At 54.9% G+C, this 21,369-nt stretch carries 23 protein-coding genes and 2 tRNA genes; 12 read left to right on the top strand and 13 right to left on the bottom strand.

Annotated features, from left to right (window positions below; translation table 11 throughout):
* Positions 1–14: 14 nt before the first annotated feature.
* Entirely contained in the window at positions 15–1,949 is a 1,935-nt protein-coding gene (gene yeaG / locus AB3U87_RS00895) for a protein kinase YeaG (RefSeq protein WP_125287770.1), read from the bottom strand.
* Positions 1,950–2,120: 171 nt separating this feature from the next.
* Complete coding sequence (locus tag AB3U87_RS00890; RefSeq protein ID WP_253453740.1) at positions 2,121–2,333, bottom strand: hypothetical protein; 213 nt, start codon at positions 2,331–2,333, stop codon at positions 2,121–2,123.
* A gap of 47 nt (positions 2,334–2,380) precedes the next feature.
* On the opposite strand from AB3U87_RS00890, the gene AB3U87_RS00885 reads away from it, so the two are divergent.
* Together AB3U87_RS00885 and AB3U87_RS00880 are read left to right on the top strand one after the other, a co-directional pair.
* Positions 2,381–3,130, top strand: coding sequence for a MipA/OmpV family protein (locus AB3U87_RS00885; RefSeq protein ID WP_394148092.1), 750 nt, complete (start codon positions 2,381–2,383; stop codon positions 3,128–3,130).
* A gap of 77 nt (positions 3,131–3,207) precedes the next feature.
* Positions 3,208–4,056 carry an aldo/keto reductase gene (locus AB3U87_RS00880; protein WP_301252801.1) on the top strand — a complete coding sequence of 283 codons (849 nt, stop codon included), beginning with the start codon at positions 3,208–3,210 and terminating at the stop codon, positions 4,054–4,056.
* A 33-nt stretch (positions 4,057–4,089) separates the two neighbouring features.
* On the opposite strand, the gene AB3U87_RS00875 is transcribed toward AB3U87_RS00880, so the two are convergent.
* The gene (locus tag AB3U87_RS00875; RefSeq protein ID WP_253453746.1) at positions 4,090–4,968 is read right to left on the bottom strand and encodes a D-hexose-6-phosphate mutarotase; all 879 of its coding nucleotides are present in this window, start codon (positions 4,966–4,968) and stop codon (positions 4,090–4,092) included.
* A 67-nt stretch (positions 4,969–5,035) separates the two neighbouring features.
* Positions 5,036–6,031, bottom strand: a complete 996-nt coding sequence (gene gapA / locus AB3U87_RS00870; RefSeq protein ID WP_199746355.1) for a glyceraldehyde-3-phosphate dehydrogenase — start codon at positions 6,029–6,031, stop codon at positions 5,036–5,038.
* A gap of 335 nt (positions 6,032–6,366) precedes the next feature.
* Here gapA and msrB point away from each other — a divergent pair, with 335 nt between their 5' ends.
* Both msrB and AB3U87_RS00860 read left to right on the top strand, forming a co-directional pair.
* Positions 6,367–6,771 (top strand): peptide-methionine (R)-S-oxide reductase MsrB, encoded by a 405-nt coding sequence (gene msrB, locus AB3U87_RS00865; RefSeq protein WP_394148090.1) that lies wholly within the window; start codon positions 6,367–6,369, stop codon positions 6,769–6,771.
* A gap of 5 nt (positions 6,772–6,776) precedes the next feature.
* Positions 6,777–7,052 carry a YeaC family protein gene (locus AB3U87_RS00860; protein ID WP_253453748.1) on the top strand — a complete coding sequence of 92 codons (276 nt, stop codon included), beginning with the start codon at positions 6,777–6,779 and terminating at the stop codon, positions 7,050–7,052.
* Between the two features lie 123 nt (positions 7,053–7,175).
* Here the strand turns inward: AB3U87_RS00860 and pncA are convergent, their stop codons facing one another.
* The 3 genes from pncA to sppA all read right to left on the bottom strand — a co-directional run bounded on the left by pncA (position 7,176) and on the right by sppA (position 10,749).
* Positions 7,176–7,784: a bifunctional nicotinamidase/pyrazinamidase gene (pncA, locus tag AB3U87_RS00855; protein ID WP_253453750.1), complete on the bottom strand. Its 609-nt coding sequence runs from the start codon at positions 7,782–7,784 to the stop codon at positions 7,176–7,178.
* Between the two features lie 7 nt (positions 7,785–7,791).
* A complete protein-coding gene (gene ansA / locus AB3U87_RS00850; protein ID WP_253453753.1) occupies positions 7,792–8,811 on the bottom strand; it encodes an asparaginase in 1,020 nt (339 codons plus the stop codon).
* An 81-nt stretch (positions 8,812–8,892) separates the two neighbouring features.
* Positions 8,893–10,749 (bottom strand): signal peptide peptidase SppA, encoded by a 1,857-nt coding sequence (sppA, locus tag AB3U87_RS00845; RefSeq protein WP_253453755.1) that lies wholly within the window; start codon positions 10,747–10,749, stop codon positions 8,893–8,895.
* A 181-nt stretch (positions 10,750–10,930) separates the two neighbouring features.
* Here sppA and AB3U87_RS00840 point away from each other — a divergent pair, with 181 nt between their 5' ends.
* From AB3U87_RS00840 to AB3U87_RS00830, 3 genes are all read left to right on the top strand, one after another.
* On the top strand, positions 10,931–11,482 hold the full coding sequence (locus AB3U87_RS00840) for an NAD(P)H nitroreductase (RefSeq protein WP_301252746.1): 552 nt from the start codon (positions 10,931–10,933) through the stop codon (positions 11,480–11,482).
* 148 nt (positions 11,483–11,630) lie between these two features.
* Complete coding sequence (locus AB3U87_RS00835) at positions 11,631–13,547, top strand: DNA topoisomerase III (protein WP_253453760.1); 1,917 nt, start codon at positions 11,631–11,633, stop codon at positions 13,545–13,547.
* 66 nt (positions 13,548–13,613) lie between these two features.
* Positions 13,614–13,877, top strand: coding sequence for a YnjH family protein (locus AB3U87_RS00830; RefSeq protein WP_369894824.1), 264 nt, complete (start codon positions 13,614–13,616; stop codon positions 13,875–13,877).
* Here AB3U87_RS00830 and AB3U87_RS00825 read toward each other — a convergent pair.
* Together AB3U87_RS00825 and xthA are read right to left on the bottom strand one after the other, a co-directional pair.
* Positions 13,870–14,268, bottom strand: a complete 399-nt coding sequence (locus AB3U87_RS00825) for a pyrimidine (deoxy)nucleoside triphosphate diphosphatase (RefSeq protein WP_253453763.1) — start codon at positions 14,266–14,268, stop codon at positions 13,870–13,872. The two genes, AB3U87_RS00830 and AB3U87_RS00825, sit on opposite strands and share 8 nt — an antisense overlap.
* Positions 14,268–15,074 (bottom strand): exodeoxyribonuclease III, encoded by an 807-nt coding sequence (xthA, locus tag AB3U87_RS00820; RefSeq protein ID WP_253453765.1) that lies wholly within the window; start codon positions 15,072–15,074, stop codon positions 14,268–14,270. Before xthA ends, AB3U87_RS00825 begins: the two co-directional genes overlap by 1 nt.
* A 208-nt stretch (positions 15,075–15,282) precedes the next feature.
* Here xthA and AB3U87_RS00815 point away from each other — a divergent pair, with 208 nt between their 5' ends.
* Both AB3U87_RS00815 and AB3U87_RS00810 read left to right on the top strand, forming a co-directional pair.
* Positions 15,283–15,537, top strand: coding sequence for a type II toxin-antitoxin system Phd/YefM family antitoxin (locus AB3U87_RS00815; RefSeq protein ID WP_253453767.1), 255 nt, complete (start codon positions 15,283–15,285; stop codon positions 15,535–15,537).
* Positions 15,537–15,842, top strand: coding sequence for a type II toxin-antitoxin system RelE/ParE family toxin (locus tag AB3U87_RS00810; RefSeq protein ID WP_253453769.1), 306 nt, complete (start codon positions 15,537–15,539; stop codon positions 15,840–15,842). The genes AB3U87_RS00815 and AB3U87_RS00810 overlap by 1 nt, the downstream gene beginning before the upstream one ends.
* Positions 15,843–16,252: 410 nt before the next feature.
* On the opposite strand, the gene AB3U87_RS00805 is transcribed toward AB3U87_RS00810, so the two are convergent.
* From AB3U87_RS00805 to AB3U87_RS00790, 4 genes are all read right to left on the bottom strand, one after another.
* Positions 16,253–16,337, bottom strand: a tRNA-Tyr gene (locus tag AB3U87_RS00805).
* Positions 16,338–16,545: 208 nt separating this feature from the next.
* Positions 16,546–16,630 (bottom strand) — tRNA-Tyr (locus AB3U87_RS00800).
* A gap of 146 nt (positions 16,631–16,776) precedes the next feature.
* On the bottom strand, positions 16,777–17,625 hold the full coding sequence (gene purU / locus AB3U87_RS00795) for a formyltetrahydrofolate deformylase (protein WP_394148085.1): 849 nt from the start codon (positions 17,623–17,625) through the stop codon (positions 16,777–16,779).
* Positions 17,626–17,673: 48 nt separating this feature from the next.
* Complete coding sequence (locus AB3U87_RS00790; RefSeq protein WP_253453771.1) at positions 17,674–18,132, bottom strand: YchJ family protein; 459 nt, start codon at positions 18,130–18,132, stop codon at positions 17,674–17,676.
* Positions 18,133–18,236: 104 nt separating this feature from the next.
* Between AB3U87_RS00790 and rssA the strand changes: the two genes are divergently transcribed.
* The 3 genes from rssA to galU all read left to right on the top strand — a co-directional run bounded on the left by rssA (position 18,237) and on the right by galU (position 21,350).
* On the top strand, positions 18,237–19,154 hold the full coding sequence (rssA, locus tag AB3U87_RS00785) for a patatin-like phospholipase RssA (protein WP_369894655.1): 918 nt from the start codon (positions 18,237–18,239) through the stop codon (positions 19,152–19,154).
* A gap of 79 nt (positions 19,155–19,233) precedes the next feature.
* Entirely contained in the window at positions 19,234–20,247 is a 1,014-nt protein-coding gene (gene rssB / locus AB3U87_RS00780) for a two-component system response regulator RssB (RefSeq protein WP_301251621.1), read from the top strand.
* 194 nt (positions 20,248–20,441) lie between these two features.
* Positions 20,442–21,350 carry a UTP--glucose-1-phosphate uridylyltransferase GalU gene (gene galU, locus AB3U87_RS00775; protein ID WP_125287750.1) on the top strand — a complete coding sequence of 303 codons (909 nt, stop codon included), beginning with the start codon at positions 20,442–20,444 and terminating at the stop codon, positions 21,348–21,350.
* Positions 21,351–21,369 lie beyond the last annotated feature (19 nt).

The following is a 21,369-nucleotide window of genomic DNA, read 5'->3' as shown; positions in this document are numbered from 1 at the left end:
TTATGAAGTCGGGTTTAGGATGATTTTCTCACGCGCAGATACCATTCGCACAGCAGACGAACCTGCTTGCGGGTATAGCCTTTTTCCATCATACGGTCGACGAAATCATCATGTTTTTTCTGTTCATCCGTGGACGTTTTGGCATTGAACGAAATAACCGGCAGCAGTTCCTCGGTATTCGAGAACATTTTCTTCTCGATTACCGTGCGCAGTTTTTCATAGCTGGTCCAGTTTGGATTACGCCCGCTGTTGTGGGCACGGGCACGCAGCACAAAGTTGACGATTTCGTTACGGAAGTCTTTCGGATTGCTGATCCCGGCAGGCTTCTCGATTTTTTCCAGCTCCGCATTCAGCGATTCACGGTCGAACAGCTGGCCGGTATCCGGGTCGCGGTATTCCTGATCCTGGATCCAGAAATCGGCATAGGTTACGTAGCGGTCAAAGATATTCTGACCGTACTCTGAATAAGATTCCAGGTAGGCAGTCTGGATCTCTTTGCCAATAAACTCGGCATATTTCGGGATCAGATAGCCTTTCAGGTGCTCAAGGTATTTTTCGGCTAAATCCTGCGGGAACTGTTCGCGTTCAATCTGCTGCTCCAGCACGTAGAACAGATGCACCGGGTTGGCGGCAACTTCGGTATGATCGAAGTTAAACACGCGGGACAGGATTTTAAAGGCGAAGCGGGTGGATAAACCGTTCATCCCTTCATCGACCCCGGCGTAATCACGGTATTCCTGGTAGGATTTAGCTTTTGGATCGGTATCTTTCAGGCTTTCGCCGTCATAGACGCGCATTTTCGAGTAGGTGCTGGAGTTTTCCGGCTCTTTCAGGCGAGAAAGAATGGAGAAGCGCGCCAGCGTTTCCAGCGTGCCGGGCGCGCATGGCGCGTGCGTCAGCTCACTGTGGTCAAGCAGCTTGTCGTAGATCTTGATCTCTTCCGACACGCGCAGGCAGTAAGGCACCTTGACGATATAAACACGGTCAAGAAACGCCTCGTTGTTTTTGTTATTACGGAAGGTCACCCATTCTGATTCGTTGGAGTGCGCCAGAATGATGCCGTTGAAAGGCAGGGCGGAAATCCCTTCGGTACCGTTATAGTTACCTTCCTGGGTCGCCGTCAGTAAAGGATGCAGCACCTTGATTGGCGCTTTAAACATCTCTACGAATTCCATAATCCCCTGGTTAGCTCGGCACAGCGCGCCAGAGTAACCATAGGCGTCCGGATCGTTCTGTGCGTGGTTCTCCAGTTTGCGGATATCCACTTTACCCACCAGCGCGGAAATATCCTGATTGTTTTCATCGCCCGGTTCGGTTTTGGCAATGGCGAGCTGTTCCAGAATCGACGGCCAGACTTTTACAACTTTAAAGCGGGAGATATCGCCGCCAAACTCATGCAGCCGTTTGGCCGCCCAGGGCGACATAATGGTGCCGAGGTAACGCCGCGGCACGCCGTACTCTTTTTCAAGGATATTGGCGTCTTCCTGCGGGTTAAACAGGCACAGCGGATGATCGTTGACCGGGCTACGTTCGCCGTCGGCGCTGAGCACGTAAATGGGTACGCGCTGCATCAAAGATTTCAGACGCTCGGCAAGCGAAGATTTACCGCCGCCCACCGGGCCCAGCAGATAGAGGATCTGTTTCTTCTCCTCCAGCCCCTGCGCGGCATGCTTCAGATAAGAAACGATTTGCTCAATCGCTTCCTCCATGCCGTAAAACTCCTCAAAGGCGGGATAGCGTGCAATGACGCGATTGGAAAACAGTCGGGAAAGGCGTGGCTCCTGAGCAGTATCGACCATTATTGGCTCACCAATAGCCATTAATAGCCTTTCTGCCGCGTTGGCGTATGCACTACGATCTTGCCGGCAAACGGTAAGAAATTCCTGCAGTGTGAACTCTTCGTCCTTGGCAGCTTCATAACGCTGACGATAGTGATCGAATATATTCATAGCGATGCCCGTCCTTTCGTTTTTAGCACAGGTACCAGGAGCCTAATGAGGGAAAGCCCCTGAAGGAACTTATAATGAGTACAGCAACCCTTATGCCAACCTGACTTCTAATCGGGATACACAACAAAGATGGTTACTCTGCTCTTCAAACTTAGCGTCTTTGATTAAAGCTTAGTTGGCATTCAGGAAATTTCCTGAACCTCCTCGCATTTCTGATGCAATTTCAATAACAAAGTCAGAATTGATCTTAGCGCTGCCCCTTGCCTGATGCGGGCTGGCGGGATTTTGTAAATAAGCACGCCTGGTATCTTCAGGCGCTGGCAGCGTTAAAGTTGATTCTGCGTGCGGCAGAATCTTTAAAATTTTAAACAAATGATGTAACACTGATAAACTCACTCTGCTGATTGTTATATTTATGGAATGAATTAATTGTGAACTATTTCAAAGTTAGCGCGCTTGCCGCGCTTTTACCCGTTTGTTTTACCGCTGGCGTAGCTCATGCTAATCCGTTAACGCTTGGCGCCTCGGTGATTTACAGCCAAAGCCCTTACAAAGGTGGTGACGATCGTTATTACCCGGTACCGGTCATTAACTATGAAGGCGACAGCTTTTATGTGCGCAGCCTGACGGCGGGCTACTACCTCTGGAAAGATTTACAGGATCAGCTGTCGCTGACGGTGTTGGGCTCGCCGCAGAACTTCGATCCCGATGATACCGACAATAAACAGCTGAAAGCGCTGGATAAGCGTCATATGACGCTGATGGGCGGCCTGGCTTATCGCCATACGGCTGACTGGGGTACGATCAGGACGGTGCTGGCTGGCGATATGCTGGATAACAGCGACGGCTATATCTGGGATCTGACTTATCTCTACAGCTTCCACTTCGGCGATTTCAGCCTGACGCCGGGCATCGGCGCGCTCTACAGCAGCGAAAACCAGAACGATTACTATTATGGCATTTCTAAGAATGAATCGCGCCGTAGCGGATTGCGCAGCTACGAGGCCGACGACAGCTGGAACCCTTACCTGGAGCTGACGGCTGCCTGGTCGATTAATCAGAGCTGGAACGCCACGGTTGCCGGTCGCTATACGCGCCTGAGCGACGAGGTCAAAGACAGCCCGATGGTGGACAAAGATTCTCAGGTCAGCGTCTGGACCGGCATCAGCTACACCTTTTAATTAAGGCTGCATCATAAAAGGGCGCTCAGCGCCCTTTTGCATCATGATGGCGATCTGAAACAGTGCAGGAGGGCATGATGACCAAAACCGTAACTTTCTCCGACCAGAGCGTACCGGCTATCGGCCAGGGAACCTGGTATATGGGCGAGGAAAGCAGCAAGCGAGGCCAGGAAGTCGCGGCATTGCAGGCCGGCCTTGAGCACGGGCTGAAGCTGATTGATACCGCTGAAATGTATGCGGACGGCGGCGCGGAAGAGGTGGTAGGCGAAGCGCTGCGCGGCCGTCGCGACAGCGCCTGGCTGGTTTCAAAAGTTTATCCGTGGAACGCGGGCGTAGTGGATGCCGTAGAAGCCTGCGAACGCAGCTTACGTCGTCTGCAAACTGACTATCTCGATCTTTATCTTCTCCACTGGCGCGGCACTGTTCCGCTGGAAGAAACCATCACGGCGATGGAAAAGCTACAGCAGGCAGGCAAAATTCGACGCTGGGGCGTGTCAAATTTTGACAGTAGCGACTTAAAAGAACTGTTGGCCGAAGAGGGGGGCAACGCCTGCGCGGCTAATCAGGTGCTTTACCATCTGGCTTCGCGCGGCATTGAATATGATTTATTGCCGGACTGCCAGCAGCATGCGATCCCGGTAATGGCCTATTGCCCTTTGGCGCAGGCTGGCCGACTGCGGCACGATTTGCTGACCCATCCTGTTCTGAACAATATTGCACAACAAAAGGGCATTACGACGGCGCAGCTGCTGCTGGCCTGGGTTATTCGCAAAGAAGGCGTGATGGCGATCCCTAAAGCCAGTTCGCTGCAGCACGTGGCTGAAAACGCCGCCGCGCTGGAAGTTGTGTTAAGCAATGAGGAGCTGGCGTTAATCAACGAAGCTTTCCCGCCGCCCAATCGCAAAATGCCGCTGGACGTGGTGTAGAACCGCAGGCGGGCATTGGGCCCGCCGTCTTCACTAAGCGCGTTTACGCACTTTAATCGTGGTTGCCAGCCGGGCCGGAGACTCGCCCGCGCTGACCATGGGCTGCGTCACGTGAGCCGTTTCCACGCATACCATGCTTTTATAGCCTTCGTTTGCCATATCGCTCATGCTGCACGAAAGCGCCGGGCCGGGATTCCAGGTGACAACGTCACTATGATAGTGATGATAAACCTCTATGATCCTGTTACCCGCCGTATCGTGGATAGTGCTGCAATCTTCCGGCTGGGTAAATATGCGATCGACGCGGTCAGGATAGGTTTGCCTGCCGTTTTCGGCACGGCCTTCAGCATTCTCTTTTACCTTATCGATATAAGGCTGACCCAGTCCGCTCACCTCTACGCCCGCGATATCCTCAACGGCAAAGTAAGTGTGCAGGGCACCGGTGGCCTGAAAGTCGCCGTGCGCTTCCAGCTCAATTTCACAGCGATCGCTGAAGCGGAAACGGGCAAACAGCGTAAAATCGTGCGGCCAGAATTTTTTCGTCTGCTCGCTGCTTTCCAGCGTCAGCGTCAGCATCACGCTTTCTTCGTTCTCGTCGTGCGCCGACAGCGTCCAGGGCAGCGAGCGGGCAAAGCCGTGCGCCGGTTCGCCGGCCGGGCCAAACCATGGCCAGCAGACGGGCACGCCGCCGCGAATGGCTTTGCCGGACGTCCACGCCGTTTTCTCACTCAGCCAGATAACCGGTTTCTCGCCGCTGGGCTGCCAGGCAACCAGCTGCGCGCCCTGCAGCGTCACCGCCGCGCGCACCTTCGGATGCGCGATAACGACTACGGGCAGCTCGCCCATTAAGCGCAGTGAAATATAGGGCGTGATTTGGTCGGCTACGGGCAGCGAAAAAAGTTTTTCGTTCATCGGAGCTCCTGTTATTCAGCGAAAAAAAAGGGCGACCGCAGTCGCCCTCAGAATCAGCTAATCGCGATTATTTTGCGATATGTGCGATCAGATCCAGAACCTTGTTAGAGTAACCGGTTTCGTTATCGTACCAGGAAACCAGCTTAACAAAGGTGTCGCTCAGTGCGATACCGGCTTTAGCATCGAATACGGAAGTCAGGGTTTCGCCGTTGAAATCGGTAGAAACCACTTCGTCTTCGGTATAGCCCAGGATGCCTTTCAGCTCGCCTTCAGCCGCTGCCTTGATAGCTTCACAAATTTCTTTGTAAGAAGCAGGCTTAGCCAGACGCGCGGTCAGGTCAACCACGGAAACGTTAGGAGTAGGTACGCGGAAAGCCATACCGGTCAGTTTGCCGTTCAGCTCAGGGATCACTTTACCTACCGCTTTAGCTGCGCCGGTAGAAGATGGGATGATGTTCTGAGATGCGCCACGGCCGCCGCGCCAGTCTTTGTGAGACGGGCCGTCAACGGTTTTCTGGGTAGCGGTGGTAGCGTGAACGGTGGTCATCAGCGCTTCAACGATGCCGAACTTGTCGTTGATAACTTTTGCCAGCGGTGCCAGGCAGTTGGTGGTGCAGGATGCGTTAGACACGATTTCCTGGCCAGCATACGCCTTGTGGTTAACACCCATAACGAACATTGGGGTGTCATCTTTGGAAGGACCGGTCAGAACAACTTTCTTCGCGCCAGCCTGGATGTGTTTACGAGCGGTTTCGTCGGTCAGGAAGATACCTGTTGCTTCGGCAACCACGTCAACACCGACTTCGTCCCACTTCAGGTTAGCTGGATCTCTTTCAGCGGTAACACGGATGGTTTTGCCGTTAACAACCAGATGGCCATCTTTAACTTCTACGGTGCCGTCGAAACGACCGTGAGTAGAGTCATACTTCAGCATGTAAGCCATGTACTCGGCGTCCAGCAGATCGTTGATTGCAACGATTTCTACGTCAGAACGCTGCTGAGCAGCACGGAAAACGATGCGACCGATGCGGCCAAAACCGTTGATACCTACTTTGATAGTCATATATTCCACCAGCTGTTGTTAGTGAATAAAAGGTTGGCTGTAAAATTACAAAAACCTTATCAGGCGTCAAGCGGAATCGCTTCAATAGTTGCGACAAATCAAACCCTGGAGCAGGAATAATCGCCTGAAAACGCCTTCCGCGACGAGCGTCTTACCTTTAGTTTGGGGCATTCGGCCCGAATATAAAGGGGTCGGGATTTTAAAGGGTGATCCAGGTCACAATTTCATTGCCTGCTTACTTTCAGACTCCGCCTGAGCATGAAAAATCCCCTGACGTTGTTATGCATTTGTTAGAATGTAGAAATCTTCAGACCACTTTGCCAGAGATACCTGATATGGCCGAACGCCCACTGAAACCTGAAACCGATCTAAACGAAATGCAGCGCTACGTCACTCAGCAGCGCGGGACAGAGCCGCCGTACTCCGGCAAGCTGCTGCATAACAAGCACGAAGGGATTTATCACTGCCTCGTTTGCAACTCGCCGCTGTTTCTGTCCGGCACCAAGTATGATTCCGGCTGCGGCTGGCCGAGTTTTTATCAGCCCTACAGCGATGACGCCATCCGCTATCTGGAAGATGACTCGCACGGGATGCAGCGAATCGAGATCCGTTGCGGTACCTGCGATGCCCATATGGGGCACGTTTTTCCCGACGGCCCTCAGCCGACAGGCGAGCGCTACTGCGTCAACTCCGCTTCATTAAGTTTCACCGATGAAGATGGCACTCAGATTAAAGGATAGACGTTATGGAGCTGGATGAGATCATTGCTGCCATGACGCCCGAGGTTTATCAGCGTCTGGCTACGGCGGTAGAAACCGGTAAATGGGCCGACGGCGTGGCCCTGACACCGGAGCAGAAAGAGAATAGCCTGCAGCTGGTGATGCTATGGCAGGCGCGTCACAACGACGAGCCGCAGCATATGAGCGTGGGCAAGGGCGGCGAGATGGTGACCAAAAGCAAGAAACAGCTGAAAGAGGAATTTGGCATCGATGACGACATCACGCCTATCAGGCTGCACTAACATCGTTTGATATCGTGATAAAGCTCGGCTACGTATTGATAACCGGGCGAGCAGGCCCTCTTAGCCTGGTGACTAAAAGCTGCATGGATGCGACGCCGAACGAGGCAGCGTCTGCGGCGCGGTTTAAATAATGACTGCGCCTTTAGCCGCCATTTCTGCCAGCGCGATTTCACTGTCCTGCGGTGACAGGTTTACGCCCCGACAGCCTGCGGCGACGACCTGAACCTGATAACCGAGCGCCAGCGCGTCCAGCACGCTGTATTTTACACAGTAGTCCGTCGCCAGGCCCATCATCGTCAGGCTGGTGACGCCCCGACTTTTCAGCCAGCTATCCAGCCTTGTTTTGTTGCGGTGGCCGTTATCGAAAAATGCGCTATAGCTGTCGATAAGCGGCTGCTCGCCTTTATAAATCTGTGTGGTCAGATAGCGCCGATCCAGCTCAGGGTGCAGCTCTGCGCCTGCGCTATGCTGCACGCAATGATCCGGCCACCCTATTTGCGGCAGGCCGTCCAGTTCGCCCAGCGTGCCCACTGACTGCCCCGACACTGACGCAAAGCTGCCGTGGTTAGCCGGATGCCAGTCCAGCGTTGCCACCACCGGCCGCTGAAGCCGATGAAATTCTGCCGCATATTGGTTAGCGACGGCGAGGGTGCTGTCGCCGTCCTTCACGGCCAGCGCGCCGCCGGGGCAAAAATCATTTTGCAGATCGATCAGGATCAGGGCCTGGTTCATGCTTATCTCACTTTTCGTCAGGAGTCAGCTCACCGCGCAAATTCACCTGCATTTGCTGGCGAACTTCATCGCTGGAAAGGTTCTGGCTGAGCAGGAAGTGCAGCTTGGTCAGCGTTGCCTCCACGGTCATATCGTAGCCGCTTACCACGCCCGCCAGCGCCAGCGCGTTCCCCGTCGCATAGCCGCCCATGTTTACCTTGCCGGACATACATTGCGTCAGGTTCACCACGACAATGCCGCGATCGGAAGCTTCTTGCAGCTCTTTCAGGAAAGCCGGATTCTGCGGCGCATTGCCAACCCCGTAGGAGCGCAGGATCAGCGCTTTTACCGGCTGGCGCAGGAAGTTGCTCACCACGTCGGCAGAAATTCCCGGATAGATCGTGACAACGCCGACAGGCTGAGGCGTAATCGAGCGCACAATGAGCGGTCCCTGGCCGCCAGGAGCCGGAGGCGTGTTCAGACGACGAATATGGATACCCGCTTCCAGCAGGGGCGCCAGGTTAGGCGAGGCAAAAGCGTTAAAGCCGTCGGCATGGGCTTTAGTAGTGCGGTTACCGCGATAAAGCTGATTATTGAAGAAAAGGGCGACTTCATTAATAGGATAGTTAGCCGCGACAAACAGCGAATTAAGCAGGTTTTGCTGACCGTCGGAACGCAGTTCCGCCAGCGGGATCTGTGACCCTGTCACAATTACCGGCTTGGCCAGGTTTTCCAGCATAAAAGAGAGCGCGGAGGCGGTAAACGCCATGGTATCGGTGCCGTGCAGGATCACGAAACCGTCGTAGTTGTCATAATTAGCCTGAATATCATCCGCAATCGTTTGCCAGTCCTGCGGCGTCATATCGGAAGAGTCGATCAGCGGCTGGTACTCGTGAATAGTAAAATCCGGCATTTCGGCACGATGGAATTCCGGCATCTTCGCCAGCTGATTTTGCAGATGACCAGAAACGGGCACATAGCCATGCTCGGAACGCTGCATCCCGATGGTGCCGCCGGTATAGGCTACATAGATGGATTTTTTTTGCATGTGATTACTCAGGCTTGAAAAAGAGGGCAGTATAAGGGGAAAAACCGGGAAAAGCAGCCCGACCAGCGGGCTGCTTTCGGCTTATTTGACCTGGCTACAGGTCAGGCAGAACGCATAGCGATTCTGCGGGTCGTTCAGGTTGTCGAGCAGGCCCGGCTGATTTTTCATCGCGGCCATTACGTCATACATTGGCGCAGGCAGATACGCTTGCAGCGCCTCGGGCAGCGCCGCACGTGCGGAAGCGTCCATCTGGCTGAACAGCAGATCCATAAAGCCCGGCTCATCCTGATACCAGTTCAGCTGGTATTGCTTGAGATGCGCCAGCTCCGCCGCCTTCGCCACCGCGTCGTCGAAGTCGCCCAGCGCGTCGACCAGGCCATTGCTTTTGGCGTCGCTGCCTGTCCAGACGTGGCCCTGAGCGATTTGATCGATCTGCTCCGGCGTTTTGCCCCGCGAGCTGGCTACCAGACCCAGGAAGTTTTTATAGCCGTTTTCAATGCTCAGCTGCATCAGCTGCTGCACTTCCGGCGGCAGCGCTTTGGTCGTCGTCACGTCCGCCAGCGGCGAAGTCGCCACGCCGTCGGTATGGACGCCAATCGCATCCAGCGAGTTTTCAACCGTATTGATCACCCCGAAGATACCGATAGAGCCGGTCAGCGTGCTCGGGCTGGCAATAATGTAATTCGCCGGCGTAGAGATCCAGTAGCCGCCGGAAGCCGCCATACCGCCCATCGACACCACGACCGGCTTGCCTGCCGCTTTGGCCGCCGCCAGCTCCTCACGAATGGTTTCAGACGCGCTGACGCTGCCGCCAGGGCTGTTGACGCGCAGAATAATCGCCTTGACCTTGTCATCCAGGCGCGCCTTGCGAATAGCCAGCGCGGTGGTATCGCCGCCGACGTTGCCCGGCGTTTCCTCGCCGTCCATGATCGCGCCGTTAGCCATGATGACGGCAATATTGCCGTTGGCCACCGGTTTGTCCTTCAGCGGGTAATCGTAGATGCTGGTGCCGTTAAAGTCCTGCGCCTGCTTGTCCCAGCCGAAAACTTTGCCCAGCTGCGCATCCACGACTGAACGAGAAGCCAGTTCATCCACCAGTTTGTTATCTTTTGCATAGCGCGCGGTATCGCCGCCTACTTTCTGCAGGCCATCAAGCACGCCCTGTGCGCCCGGGAACAGCTGCTGCGGCGTTACCTGGCGATTGGCAGCGACAGTATTAAGATAGTTTTGCCACAGCTCGCCAATCCAGCGGCTGTCCGCATCACGCGCGGCAGGCGACATATCATCGCGCAGGAAAGGCTCTACCGCCGACTTATAGGTGCCGACGCGGAAAACATGCGAGCTGACCTTCAGCTTGTCCAGCAGCGTTTTGTAGTAAAGCCCGTTGGTGGCGAAACCGTGTAAATCGACCGTGCCCTGCGGCGACAGATAGATCTTATTGGCGAAGCTGGCGAGGTAGTATTGCGCCTGGCTGTAGCTGTCGCCCGTGGCGTAAATCTGTTTGCCGCTGTCGCGGAATTCGCGCAGCGCTTTGCCCATATAGCTCAGCGAGGGCTGATCGGCCCCGGCGAAATCGCGCAGATCGAGCACCATGCCGGTAATATTGGCATCGCTTTTCGCCTGGCGAATCGCGTCCACGACGTCAAACAGCGAATTCTCTTTCAGCCGATCGCTGCTGGTGCCAAGCAGCTGGCGGCCAATCTTGCTGAGCTTATTGCTGACCGAAGGCTTGTCGACAATCACACCGGCAAGGTCGACCACCAGCGCGCCTTTCTGCGTTTCCACAGGCGCGGAAGATTTGGTGAACTGAAAATAGACCACGGCGCAGATCAAAATCAGCAGCACCAGGAAAAGATTAAGAATAAATTCCCGAATAAAATTCAGCAGGCGCCAGGCCCATTTAAAAACGCCAGCGATCGCTCGCCACAAAGTGCGCATAGTCTCTCCATAATCGCGATAATAAACCCGGAAAATCGACGGAAACCAGCCCGTGCCGGGTCGGGATGGTGACATCCTAAAGAGCAGGGGCAAACTTGTCAGCAGGAAAAAGCGGAATGCTGTAACAAATCATCATCCTGTGCTAGCTTCAGCTGCTTAGCATTCTTATCAGGAGTAAGTTATGGACGCACTGGATCTGGTAGTCAACCGTCGTTCCGCCTCACGTTTAAGCGAACCTGCGCCCGCCGGAGAAGCGCTGGAAAATATCATCCGCGCCGGGATGCGCGCGCCCGATCACGGCACGCTGCAACCGTGGCGTTTTATTGTTGTAGAGAACGAAGGACGCGACCGCTTCAGCCAGCTGCTGGAAAAAGCCGCGCGTGACGACAATATGGAGCCGAAAGCGATTGAGAAGGCTAAGCAGTCGCCGTTTCGCGCGCCGATGATTATCACCGTGGTGGCCCATTGTGAAGAGCACCATAAGGTGCCGCGTTGGGAACAGGTGGTGTCCGCCGGCTGCGCGGTGATGGCGATGCAGATGGCGGCCGTGGCGCAAGGTTTTAACGGCATCTGGCGTAGTGGCGCCTGGACCGAGCATCAGGCCGTGCGCGAGGCGTTTAACTGCCGCGAGCAGGACGCCATCGTCGGCTTTCTTTATTTAGGCACGCCGCAGTTGAAATCCTCCACCACGCTTGTTCCGCCCGATACAACGCCTTTTGTCAGCTATTTCTGACAGATTGTCACCTTCAAAAAAGGCAGAATAGTCGCCTGACCGTCATTTTGCCGGGATAATAAGCGAACGGACGGTGAAACGCTTATCACCGTCTGTTGAAAACGCTACCATCTACCCACTGTTATCCCCTGAAGGAAGCCATCGCCGGATGCGTTTGTTTATTGCCGAAAAACCCAGCCTCGCTCGCGCGATTGCGGACGTTCTACCCAAGCCGCATCGTCGGGGCGACGGCTATATCGCCTGCGGCAGCGATGATGTAGTGACCTGGTGCGTCGGTCACCTGCTGGAGCAGGCGCAGCCCGACAGCTACGATAGCCGCTATGCGCGCTGGTCGCTGGCCGACCTGCCTATCGTGCCGGAAAAATGGCGCCTCCAGCCGCGTCCTTCCGTAGCAAAGCAGCTTAACGTCATTAAAACGCTGTTGGAGAAAGCCAGCGACGTGGTACACGCGGGCGACCCGGACAGAGAAGGGCAGCTGCTGGTGGACGAAGTACTGGACTATCTGGCGCTGCCGCCGCAGAAGCGCGAGCGGGTACAGCGCTGCCTGATCAACGATCTGAACCCACAGGCCGTTTCAAGGGCGATAGATCGTCTGCGGGAGAACCGCGAATTTATCCCTCTGTGCGTATCGGCGCTGGCGCGGGCGCGGGCGGACTGGCTTTACGGCATCAATATGACCCGCGCCTATACGCTGCTGGGCCGTAATGCCGGTTACGATGGCGTGCTGTCGGTCGGGCGCGTGCAGACGCCGGTGCTTGGGCTGGTGGTACGGCGCGATGAAGAGATCGAGAATTTCGTGCCGAAAGATTTCTTTGAGGTAAAGGCGCATATCGTCACGCCGAAGGATGAGCGCTTTGTCGCTACCTGGCAGCCGAGCGAAGCCTGCGAGCCGCATCAGGATGAAGAAGGACGGTTGCTTAATCGCCAGCTCGCCGAGCACGTAGTCGCGCGTATCGGCGGCCAGCCAGCGCACGTGACCAGCTATAACGACAAGCGCGAGAACGACACCGCGCCGCTGCCTTTCTCGCTTTCTTCTTTACAGATAGAAGCGGCCAGGCGCTTTGGCCTGAGCGCGCAAACGGTGCTGGATACCTGTCAGAAACTTTATGAAACGCATAAGCTCATCACCTATCCGCGTTCGGACAGCCGCTATCTGCCCGATGAGCATTTTGCCGGCAGGCATGCTGTGCTCAACGCCATCAATGCGCATCAGCCAGAACTCACGCCGCCAGCCGATTTTGACAGCGATCGCCGCAACCGCTGCTGGGATGATAAGAAGGTGGATGCGCACCACGCTATTATTCCTACGGCGCGCAGCGGGCAGGTGAGGCTGACGGAAAACGAAGCGAATATCTATCGCCTGATCGCCACGCAGTATCTGATGCAGTTCTGTCCCGATGCCATTTACCGTAAATGCGTGATCGAGCTGGACATCGCGGGCGGGAAATTTATCGCCAAAGCGCGCTTTCTTGCCGAAGCGGGCTGGCGCGCGCTGCTGGGCAGCAAAGAGCGGGACGAGGAAAACGACGGCACGCCGCTGCCCGTAGTGGCGAAAGGCGATGAGCTATTGTGCGAAAGCGGAGAGGTGGTCAGCAAGCAGACTCAGCCGCCTCGTGCCTTTACCGATGCCACGTTGTTATCGGCCATGACCGGCATTGCGCGATTTGTTCAGGATAAAGATCTAAAGAAAGTGCTGCGTGCGACCGATGGTTTAGGAACAGAGGCGACGCGCGCCGGGATTATCGAACTGCTGTTTAAACGCGCTTTCCTGATTAAGAAAGGGCGTTACATCAATGCGACTCCCGCCGGGCGCGCGCTGATCCACTCGCTGCCGGAAATGGCGGCGCGTCCGGATATGACCGCCCAGTGGGAATCCACGCTGACCAAAATCAGTGAGAAGCAGTGTCGCTACCAGGACTTTATGCAGCCGCTGGTGGGGACGCTCTATACTCTGATCGATCAGGCGCGACAGCAGCCCGCTGCGCACGCGTTCCGTGGCCTTCCATCACCGGCGGGTAACCGTAAAAAGCCGCAGCGTAAGGCGGCGAAAGCGAAGGGGAATTAAGCGATGAAAAGCATTTTAGTCACGGTCGCGCTGCTGGTTTGTGCTCCGCTGTATGCGGCAGGCGGCATGCATCTCAGCACCGGCCACGGCGATTATGAGCAGGAACCGCCGCAGGGCGGCGGCGTCAATGCCGATGTGATGGTGGATATGCCGCCGGAAGCGTGGACGCAGGGGCAGAACAATCAGCCGCCGTGCCTGCGCTGCTGTACCTATCAAAATCGCAGCTATACGGAAGGCTCGGTAGTGAAGATGGAAGGCGTGCTGTTGCAGTGCAGCCGCGATGAAAAATCTTACGGCACCAATAATCTGATTTGGCAGACCATTAAGTAATCTGTGCGAGCCAGGCGGCCAGCAAGGGAATATCCGCTGGCGCCAGCTCGTAACGCATTGCTTCCTGCGGCAAACACCAGGCGAGCGCCTGATGACAGTTAAGCCCGGGTTCACCGGTAAAGGCTTCTACCAGCCAGGCGTGCAGATGGATCTGCCGCCCGCTGACTTCCCGGCTTTCGCTGGCGATATAGCCACCGATAGCGGCCTCAATGCCCAGCTCCTCTTTCAGTTCCCTTTGCAGCGCCTGAGGCTGGCTTTCGCCTGCCTCCACTTTGCCGCCCGGAAACTCCCACAGGCCGGCCTGATCGCCATGCGGGCCGCGCTGCGCCAGCAAAATTTTCCCCTGACGTACAATCAGCGCGGCCACTACGTCAAGCCGTTCAGCCGCCATCAGAAGCGGAATTCGGCCCAGACGGGCGCGTGGTCGGAAGGCTTTTCCATGCTGCGGATATCGTAATCAATGCCGGTTGCTACGCAGCGCTCGGCCAGCGGCTGGCTTGCCAGCAGCAGATCGATACGCAGGCCCCGGTTGTCATCGAAGCCCTTAGAACGGTAATCGAACCACGAGAAGCGATCGTTGATGTCAGAATTCTGCGCGCGCCAGGTATCGACCAGGCCCCAGTTCAGCAGGCGATCCATCCATTCCCGCTCTTCCGGCAGGAAGGAACATTTGCCGGTGCGCAGCCAGCGCTTGCGGCTCTCTTCGCCGATACCAATATCCAGATCGGTCGTGCTGATATTCATATCGCCCATAATCAGTACAGGATTACCGGGCTGGTGCTCCTGCTCCAGATAGCTTTGCAGATCGCGGTAAAACTTCTCTTTTGCCGGGAATTTTGTCGCATGATCGCGGCTCTCGCCCTGAGGGAAGTAGCCGTTGATCACGGTAATATTGCCGATTGGGCTGGCGATATCCGCCATAATCAGGCGGCGCTGCGCATCCTCATCGTCACCGGGAAAACCGCGACGTACCGCTACCGGCTCGCTTTTAGTCAGCAGCGCGACGCCGTAGTGGCCTTTCTGTCCGTGGTAAAACACGTTGTAGCCCAGGCTGGCGACTTCTTCGAGCGGAAACATGTCATCGTGGACTTTGGTTTCCTGTAGCCCGATGACGTCCGGCTGGTGCTGCTCGACGAGGGCGGCAAGCTGATGAGGGCGGGCGCGCAGCCCATTGATATTAAAAGAGACGAATTTCATAACTGCACCCGGTGGCGGGAAAAAAGATGTGCGGATGGTAGCAGAATCGGGCGCGGGCTGTCATTAACGCGCTTTTACTCTATCGACAGACAGGCTTATCTTCAGAGCAGAGGCGAGTTTGTCAAAAAAAGAGTGGCGTCGTGTTTTCGGTTATTCTATCTTCACTCGAATCGTTCGATCCGCACCATTTATCCCATGAGGAACGTCTATGTTAAGTTTTACCGCCAATCAGGCTAAAACGCAGTTTGGTGATTTGATGACCAAAGCACAGCGCGAGCCAGTCAGCATAACCCGTAACGGTCGTCCTGCCGTTGTTGTTGTTTCTGCCGCAGATTATGAGGTCATCGAACAGCTGAAACTGGAAGCCTTACGCACAAGGTTGGCCCATTCGATTGCGCAGATGGAAGCCGGCCAGGTTCAGGATGGCGAAGCCGTATTTGATGAGCTCATGAAGGATTTGTAATGGGAAAGTATACGCTTACGGATGATGCAAAGCAGGACGTGGAAGAGATTAAAGCTTATTCAATGGAGACCTGGAACCGTGAAACTGCAAAGGCGTATTTGACAGGGATGCGTCTTGCTATACAAAGGCTTGCGGATAATCCCGGCATTGGCGAAGACGCCAGTGATAATACCTGGCCGGGAGTGCGTAGCTGGCCTTATGAGAGACACTATATCTTTTTCGTGCCGAACCCTGAAGGGGTGACCGTGGTCGGCATTCTTCATCAATCCCGCTTGCCAAAGGCATTTAAAAAACGCGCGCCGTGACTTTATTGATACATCTTTACAGGATTAGGCCGAAGCTTCTCATCCTTCCCCGTGGGGGATCTGGAAGATTGTGCTTAAACATTGGGATTCAAAGAGGTCTGAAATGGTGGTGCTGAGGTTGGCATCGTGCGGGAAGGATTCACGTCACTGCGTTCCGTGCCCTGCGGGTCAAACCTTCGAGGTCGAAGCTTCTCATCCTTCCCCGTGGGGGATCTGGAAGATTGTGCTTAAACATTGGGATTCAAAGAGGTTTGAAATGGTGGTGCTGAGGATGGCATCGTGCGGGAAGGATTCACGTCACTGCGTTCCGTGCCCTTCGGGTCAAACCTTCGAGGTCGAAGCTTCTCATCCTTCCCCGTGGGGGATCTGGAAGAATGTGCTTAAACATTGGGATTCAAAGAGGTCTGAAATGGTGGTGGGGGAAGGATTCGAACCTTCGAAGTCGATGACGGCAGATTTACAGTCTGCTCCCTTTGGCCGCTCGGGAACCCCACCAGGGGAAGCGTACTACTTGTTGGCTTTAAACGCCGAACCAACATAAGTTGGAAATGGTGCAAACTAACTTGTGCTGCTGTGCAGGAAGGATTCACGTCACTGCGTTCCGTGCCCTTCGGGTCAAACCTTCGAGGTCGAAGCTTCTCATCCTTCCCCGCGGGGAATATGACAGAGCGTGCTTAAACGCCGAACCAACATAAGTTGGAAATGGTGGTGGGGGAAGGATTCGAACCTTCGAAGTCGATGACGGCAGATTTACAGTCTGCTCCCTTTGGCCGCTCGGGAACCCCACCACTGGCCTTGCTTCCTGCTTGCTGAAGCGGGGCGCATCATATCAAATGCTGGCCCGCTGTAAAGCCCGGATTCAGCAATGACGAGCCGTTTGCCGCTTTTTTATTCTGACTGCTGCTTTGTCCGACAAAACAGCAGTCTTTAACCTTTACAGAATGATAGTGCGATTGCCGTAGACAAATACGCGCTGCGCCAGCACTTGATAAAGCGCGCGGCTCAGCACATTTTTCTCTACGTCACGTCCCGCACGCATCATATCTTCCGCCGTGTAGGTGTGATCCACATGGATGACGTCCTGCATGATAATCGGGCCTTCGTCCAGATTGTCATTAACGTAGTGCGCGGTAGCCCCGATAATCTTCACACCACGCTCGTAGGCCTGGTGATAAGGCCGCGCGCCGATAAAGGCAGGCAGGAACGAGTGGTGGATATTGATAATCTGATTAGGATAGCGCTGCACAAAAGCAGGCGTCAGCACGCGCATATACTTGGCCAGCACCACATAATCAGGCTGAAAACGGTCAATCTCCGCCGCCATGTTATTGTCGTGATCTTCCCGCGTCAGGCCTTCGTGGCTCACCAGAATAAACGGAATATCAAAGCGTTCGACCAGCGTCCGTAGCGTTTCGTGGTTGCCGATAACCGCCGCGATTTCAACGTCCAGACCGCCATAGGTGCTCTTCATTAACAGATCGCCCAGACAATGCGCTTCTTTCGTCACCAGGATCACCACGCGGCGACGGCCCGCTGCGTTCAGCTCTCTGAACGATCCGGCAGGGAGGGCGTTGTCCAGATCGGCCAGCAGCGCGGCGTCGTTAAAAACGCCTTCCAGCTCGGTGCGCATAAAGAAGCGGCCGGTGCGATGATCGACAAACTCATTGTTCTGCACGATGTTCAGCTCGTGCTGGTAACAAATGCTGGTGATTTTGGCGATCAGGCCTTTGGCATCAGGGCAAATGGTTCGTAAAACTTTTCGTTGTAGTGTTTGCGCTTGCATTGCGATGGTAATCCTGTCAAAGCAATTCTGAGGGAATGCGGGGGACCATTACTGGCCACAACATTTTTTAAATTTTTTTCCGGAGCCGCACGGGCATCGGTCGTTTCGCCCTGTTTCGGGGAAGGTTCCGTCAACATAATACCAGCGTTGCGCCAGACGAAGAAAGCGCGAACGCTCATGAATAAAGCTGTTGCGCTGATTTTCAGAGAAACGGGCGAAGAAGGTGACGTAGCCTTCTGCATTATCCCCTGGTGCTTGTGCCTCAACTATATGTAAACTAAGCCATCTGGTCACGGCAAAGCTCTCTTCCAGGCTCTCGCGGAAGCGCGCGGCATCGCAGTCAGGATGCCAGGTGGCAATCAGGTAATCGGCATCGCCTTTGGCGTAAGCGGTATAGCGCGAGCGCATCAATGCTTGCGGCGTAGGGGGAATGCCGTCACCATTGAGCCAGGGCTGGCAACATAAGCTATACTCCAATCCGCTACAGCATGGGCAGGATTCAGACACGTTGTCTCCAGAGGATAATAAAAAGCAGAGTGAGTTTTGGGCGTCATGGTAACCGAGCTGTGTGAGTGGCGCCATTGGTTCGTTAAGCAAACACCAGAGGTGGAATGAGACAGGTTAAGATTGGGCTGGCACTGGGATCGGGTGCAGCCAAAGGGTGGGCTCATATCGGCGTGATTGAGGCGCTGGAACGAGCCGGCATCAGGATTGATGTGGTGGCAGGTTGCTCCGTGGGAGCGCTTGTCGGCGCCGCTTATGCCAGTCAACGTCTTCCTCTTCTCGCCGGTTGGGTGCAGGGTTTCAGCTATTGGGAAGTGCTGCGCCTGATGGACTTCTCCTGGCGGCGAGGCGGCCTGCTGCGCGGCGAGCGCGTGTTCAGCCATGTACGTCGCCTGCTGCCGCATACGCATATTGAGGCTTGCAGCCTGCCGTTTGGCGCCGTCACCACCAATCTCAGTACCGGACGCGAACTCTGGCTGACGGAAGGGGATCTTCATCAGGCCATTCGCGCCTCATGCAGTATGCCGGGTCTGCTTTCGCCGGTCGCCTGGAACGGCTACTGGCTGGTGGACGGTGCCGTCGTCAATCCCGTGCCCATTTCTTTAACCCGTGCGCTGGGCGCCGATATCGTTATCGCCGTCGATTTACAGCACGACGCGCATCTGATGCAGCAAAACTTACTCTCCGTTACGCCACAAACCGTGAAGCTGCCCGCTGCTGCCGATGGCTGGCGCGGCAAGCTGCGACAAAAACTGAGCGAGCTAGCCCAGAAAAAAGTTAATCAAACGCCGGGAGCGATGGAAATTATGACTACCTCGATTCAGGTGCTCGAAAACAGAGTCAAGCGCAACCGGATGGCCGGCGATCCGCCGGATGTGCTGATACAGCCTTTCTGCCCGCAGATTTCCACCCTGGATTTTCATCGGGCGGAAGAGGCCATTGAGGCAGGCAGGCTTGCCGTAGAGAAAAAGATGGATGAATTGCTTCCGCTGGTCCGTCAGTACGCAATGCCGGAAGAGAAATGAACAGACTTCGGGCAAATCTGAGAGGCGCAATTGTGGTTTTTGAGCCACTATTGACTTATCTGGCGCACAAGGGGGGACAATGGAGAAGCCATTAAGCGGAAAACAGATCCTGATAGTTGAAGACGAAGTGGTTTTCCGTTCTCTGCTGGATAATTTTCTGAGCGCGCTGGGCGCCACTACCTCGCTTGCCGATGATGGCGTTCAGGCTCTGGAAAGTATGCAGCACCAGGTCTTTGACCTGATGATATGCGACCTGGCTATGCCGCGCATGAACGGTATCAAGCTGGTTGAACATCTGCGGACCCGGGGCAACCCCGTGCCGATCCTGGTGATTTCCGCCACTGAAAACATGTCTGATATCGCACACGTACTGCGCCTTGGCGTGCAGGATGTGCTGCTGAAGCCGTTAAAAGATCTGGAAAGGCTGCGCGAGGCGGTTTACGAATGCCTCTATCCCTCTATGTTTACTTCCAAAGTCGAAGAGGACGAGCAGCTCTTTCAGGACTGGGACGCCCTGGTGCGCGATCCCCAGGCGGCGGCAAAGTTGTTAAAGCAGCTGCAGCCGCCGGTACAGCAGGAAATCGCTAACTGCCGCATTAACTATCGTCAGCTGACGATGGCGGAACAGCCGGGCCTGGTGCTCGACGTCGCGGCGCTTTCTGATAAAGACCTGGCTTTTTATTGTCTGGACGTTACGCGCGCGGGCGATAACGGCGTGTTGGCCGCGTTATTATTAAGGGCATTATTTAACGGCCTGCTTCAGGATCAGCTTTCGGGTCAGGCGCAACGTCTGCCCGAGCTAAATAGTTTGCTGAAACAGGTTAATTTACTTTTACGCCAGGCCAACCTTCAGGGGCAATTTCCATTGCTGGTCGGCTATTATCACCAGGGATTAAAAAACCTTATCCTGGTTTCTGCTGGTTTAAACGCCACTCTGAATATTCATTCTCATCAAATACAGCTGAGTAATGGCGTTCCGCTTGGCACGCTGGGCAGTACGCATCTTAATCAAATCAGCCAGCGCTGCGATGCCTGGCAGTGTCAGGTGTGGGGCGCCGGCGGCAGGCTGCGCCTGATGTTGTCCACCGATTAAACGTCCCTTTCCTTTTTATCGCTGCGTGCCAGGGACAGGACCAGCGATAAGCTTTACACTTAGGTAATAGTCTTAAATTGCGTGGAAATGAATGAACCAGGATAAATCCATCCGGGTTCAGCTGATATACTCACTTCGTTTTTTAACTCGACATATCAAGTAATAACTTGAACGGCCTAAAGAGAGGTACTTAGATGTCTGCCTATAAGTCCAAAGTAAAAAAAGCGGTTATCCCTGTTGCTGGTCTGGGAACCCGTATGTTACCTGCCACCAAAGCAATTCCTAAAGAGATGCTGCCGCTGGTTGATAAGCCGTTAATTCAGTATGTCGTTAACGAGTGTATCGCTGCTGGTATCACCGAGATCGTGCTGGTAACGCACTCATCTAAAAACTCTATCGAAAACCATTTTGATACCAGCTTTGAGCTGGAAGCGATGCTGGAAAAACGCGTTAAGCGTCAGCTGCTGGAAGAAATCCAGTCTATCTGCCCGCCTCACGTGACCATCATGCAGGTACGTCAGGGTCTGGCGAAAGGCCTGGGCCACGCGGTAATGTGCGCTTATCCGGTTGTCGGTAACGAGCCGGTAGCGGTTATCCTGCCTGACGTTATCATCGACGAGTACGAATCTAACCTGGCTCAGGACAACCTGGCCGACATGATGCGTCGCTTCGATGAAACCGGCCACAGCCAGATCATGGTAGAGCCTGTAGAAGACGTGACCGCATACGGCGTGGTTGACTGCCAGGGCGCAGAGCTGAAAGCGGGCGAAAGCGCGCCGATGGTCGGTGTGGTAGAGAAGCCTAAAGCAGATAAAGCGCCATCTAACCTGGCGGTTGTGGGTCGTTACGTGCTGTCTGCGGATATCTGGCCTCTGCTGGCGAAAACGCCTCCAGGCGCAGGTGATGAAATCCAGCTGACTGACTCTATCGCTATGCTGATGGACAAAGAAACCGTTGAAGCTTACCACCTGAAAGGCATCAGCCACGACTGCGGTAACAAACTGGGCTACATGCAGGCATTCGTCGAATACGGCGTGCGTCATAATACGCTGGGTGCAGATTTCAAAGCATGGCTTGAAAGCACCGTTGGCAACGAGAAATAAGATTAATTTTTTAACCGGG

The organism is Erwinia plantamica (genome assembly GCF_043420595.1).
Classification (GTDB): Bacteria; Pseudomonadota; Gammaproteobacteria; order Enterobacterales; family Enterobacteriaceae; genus Erwinia; species Erwinia aeris.
This window is presented reverse-complemented; position numbering and strand designations above follow the sequence as displayed.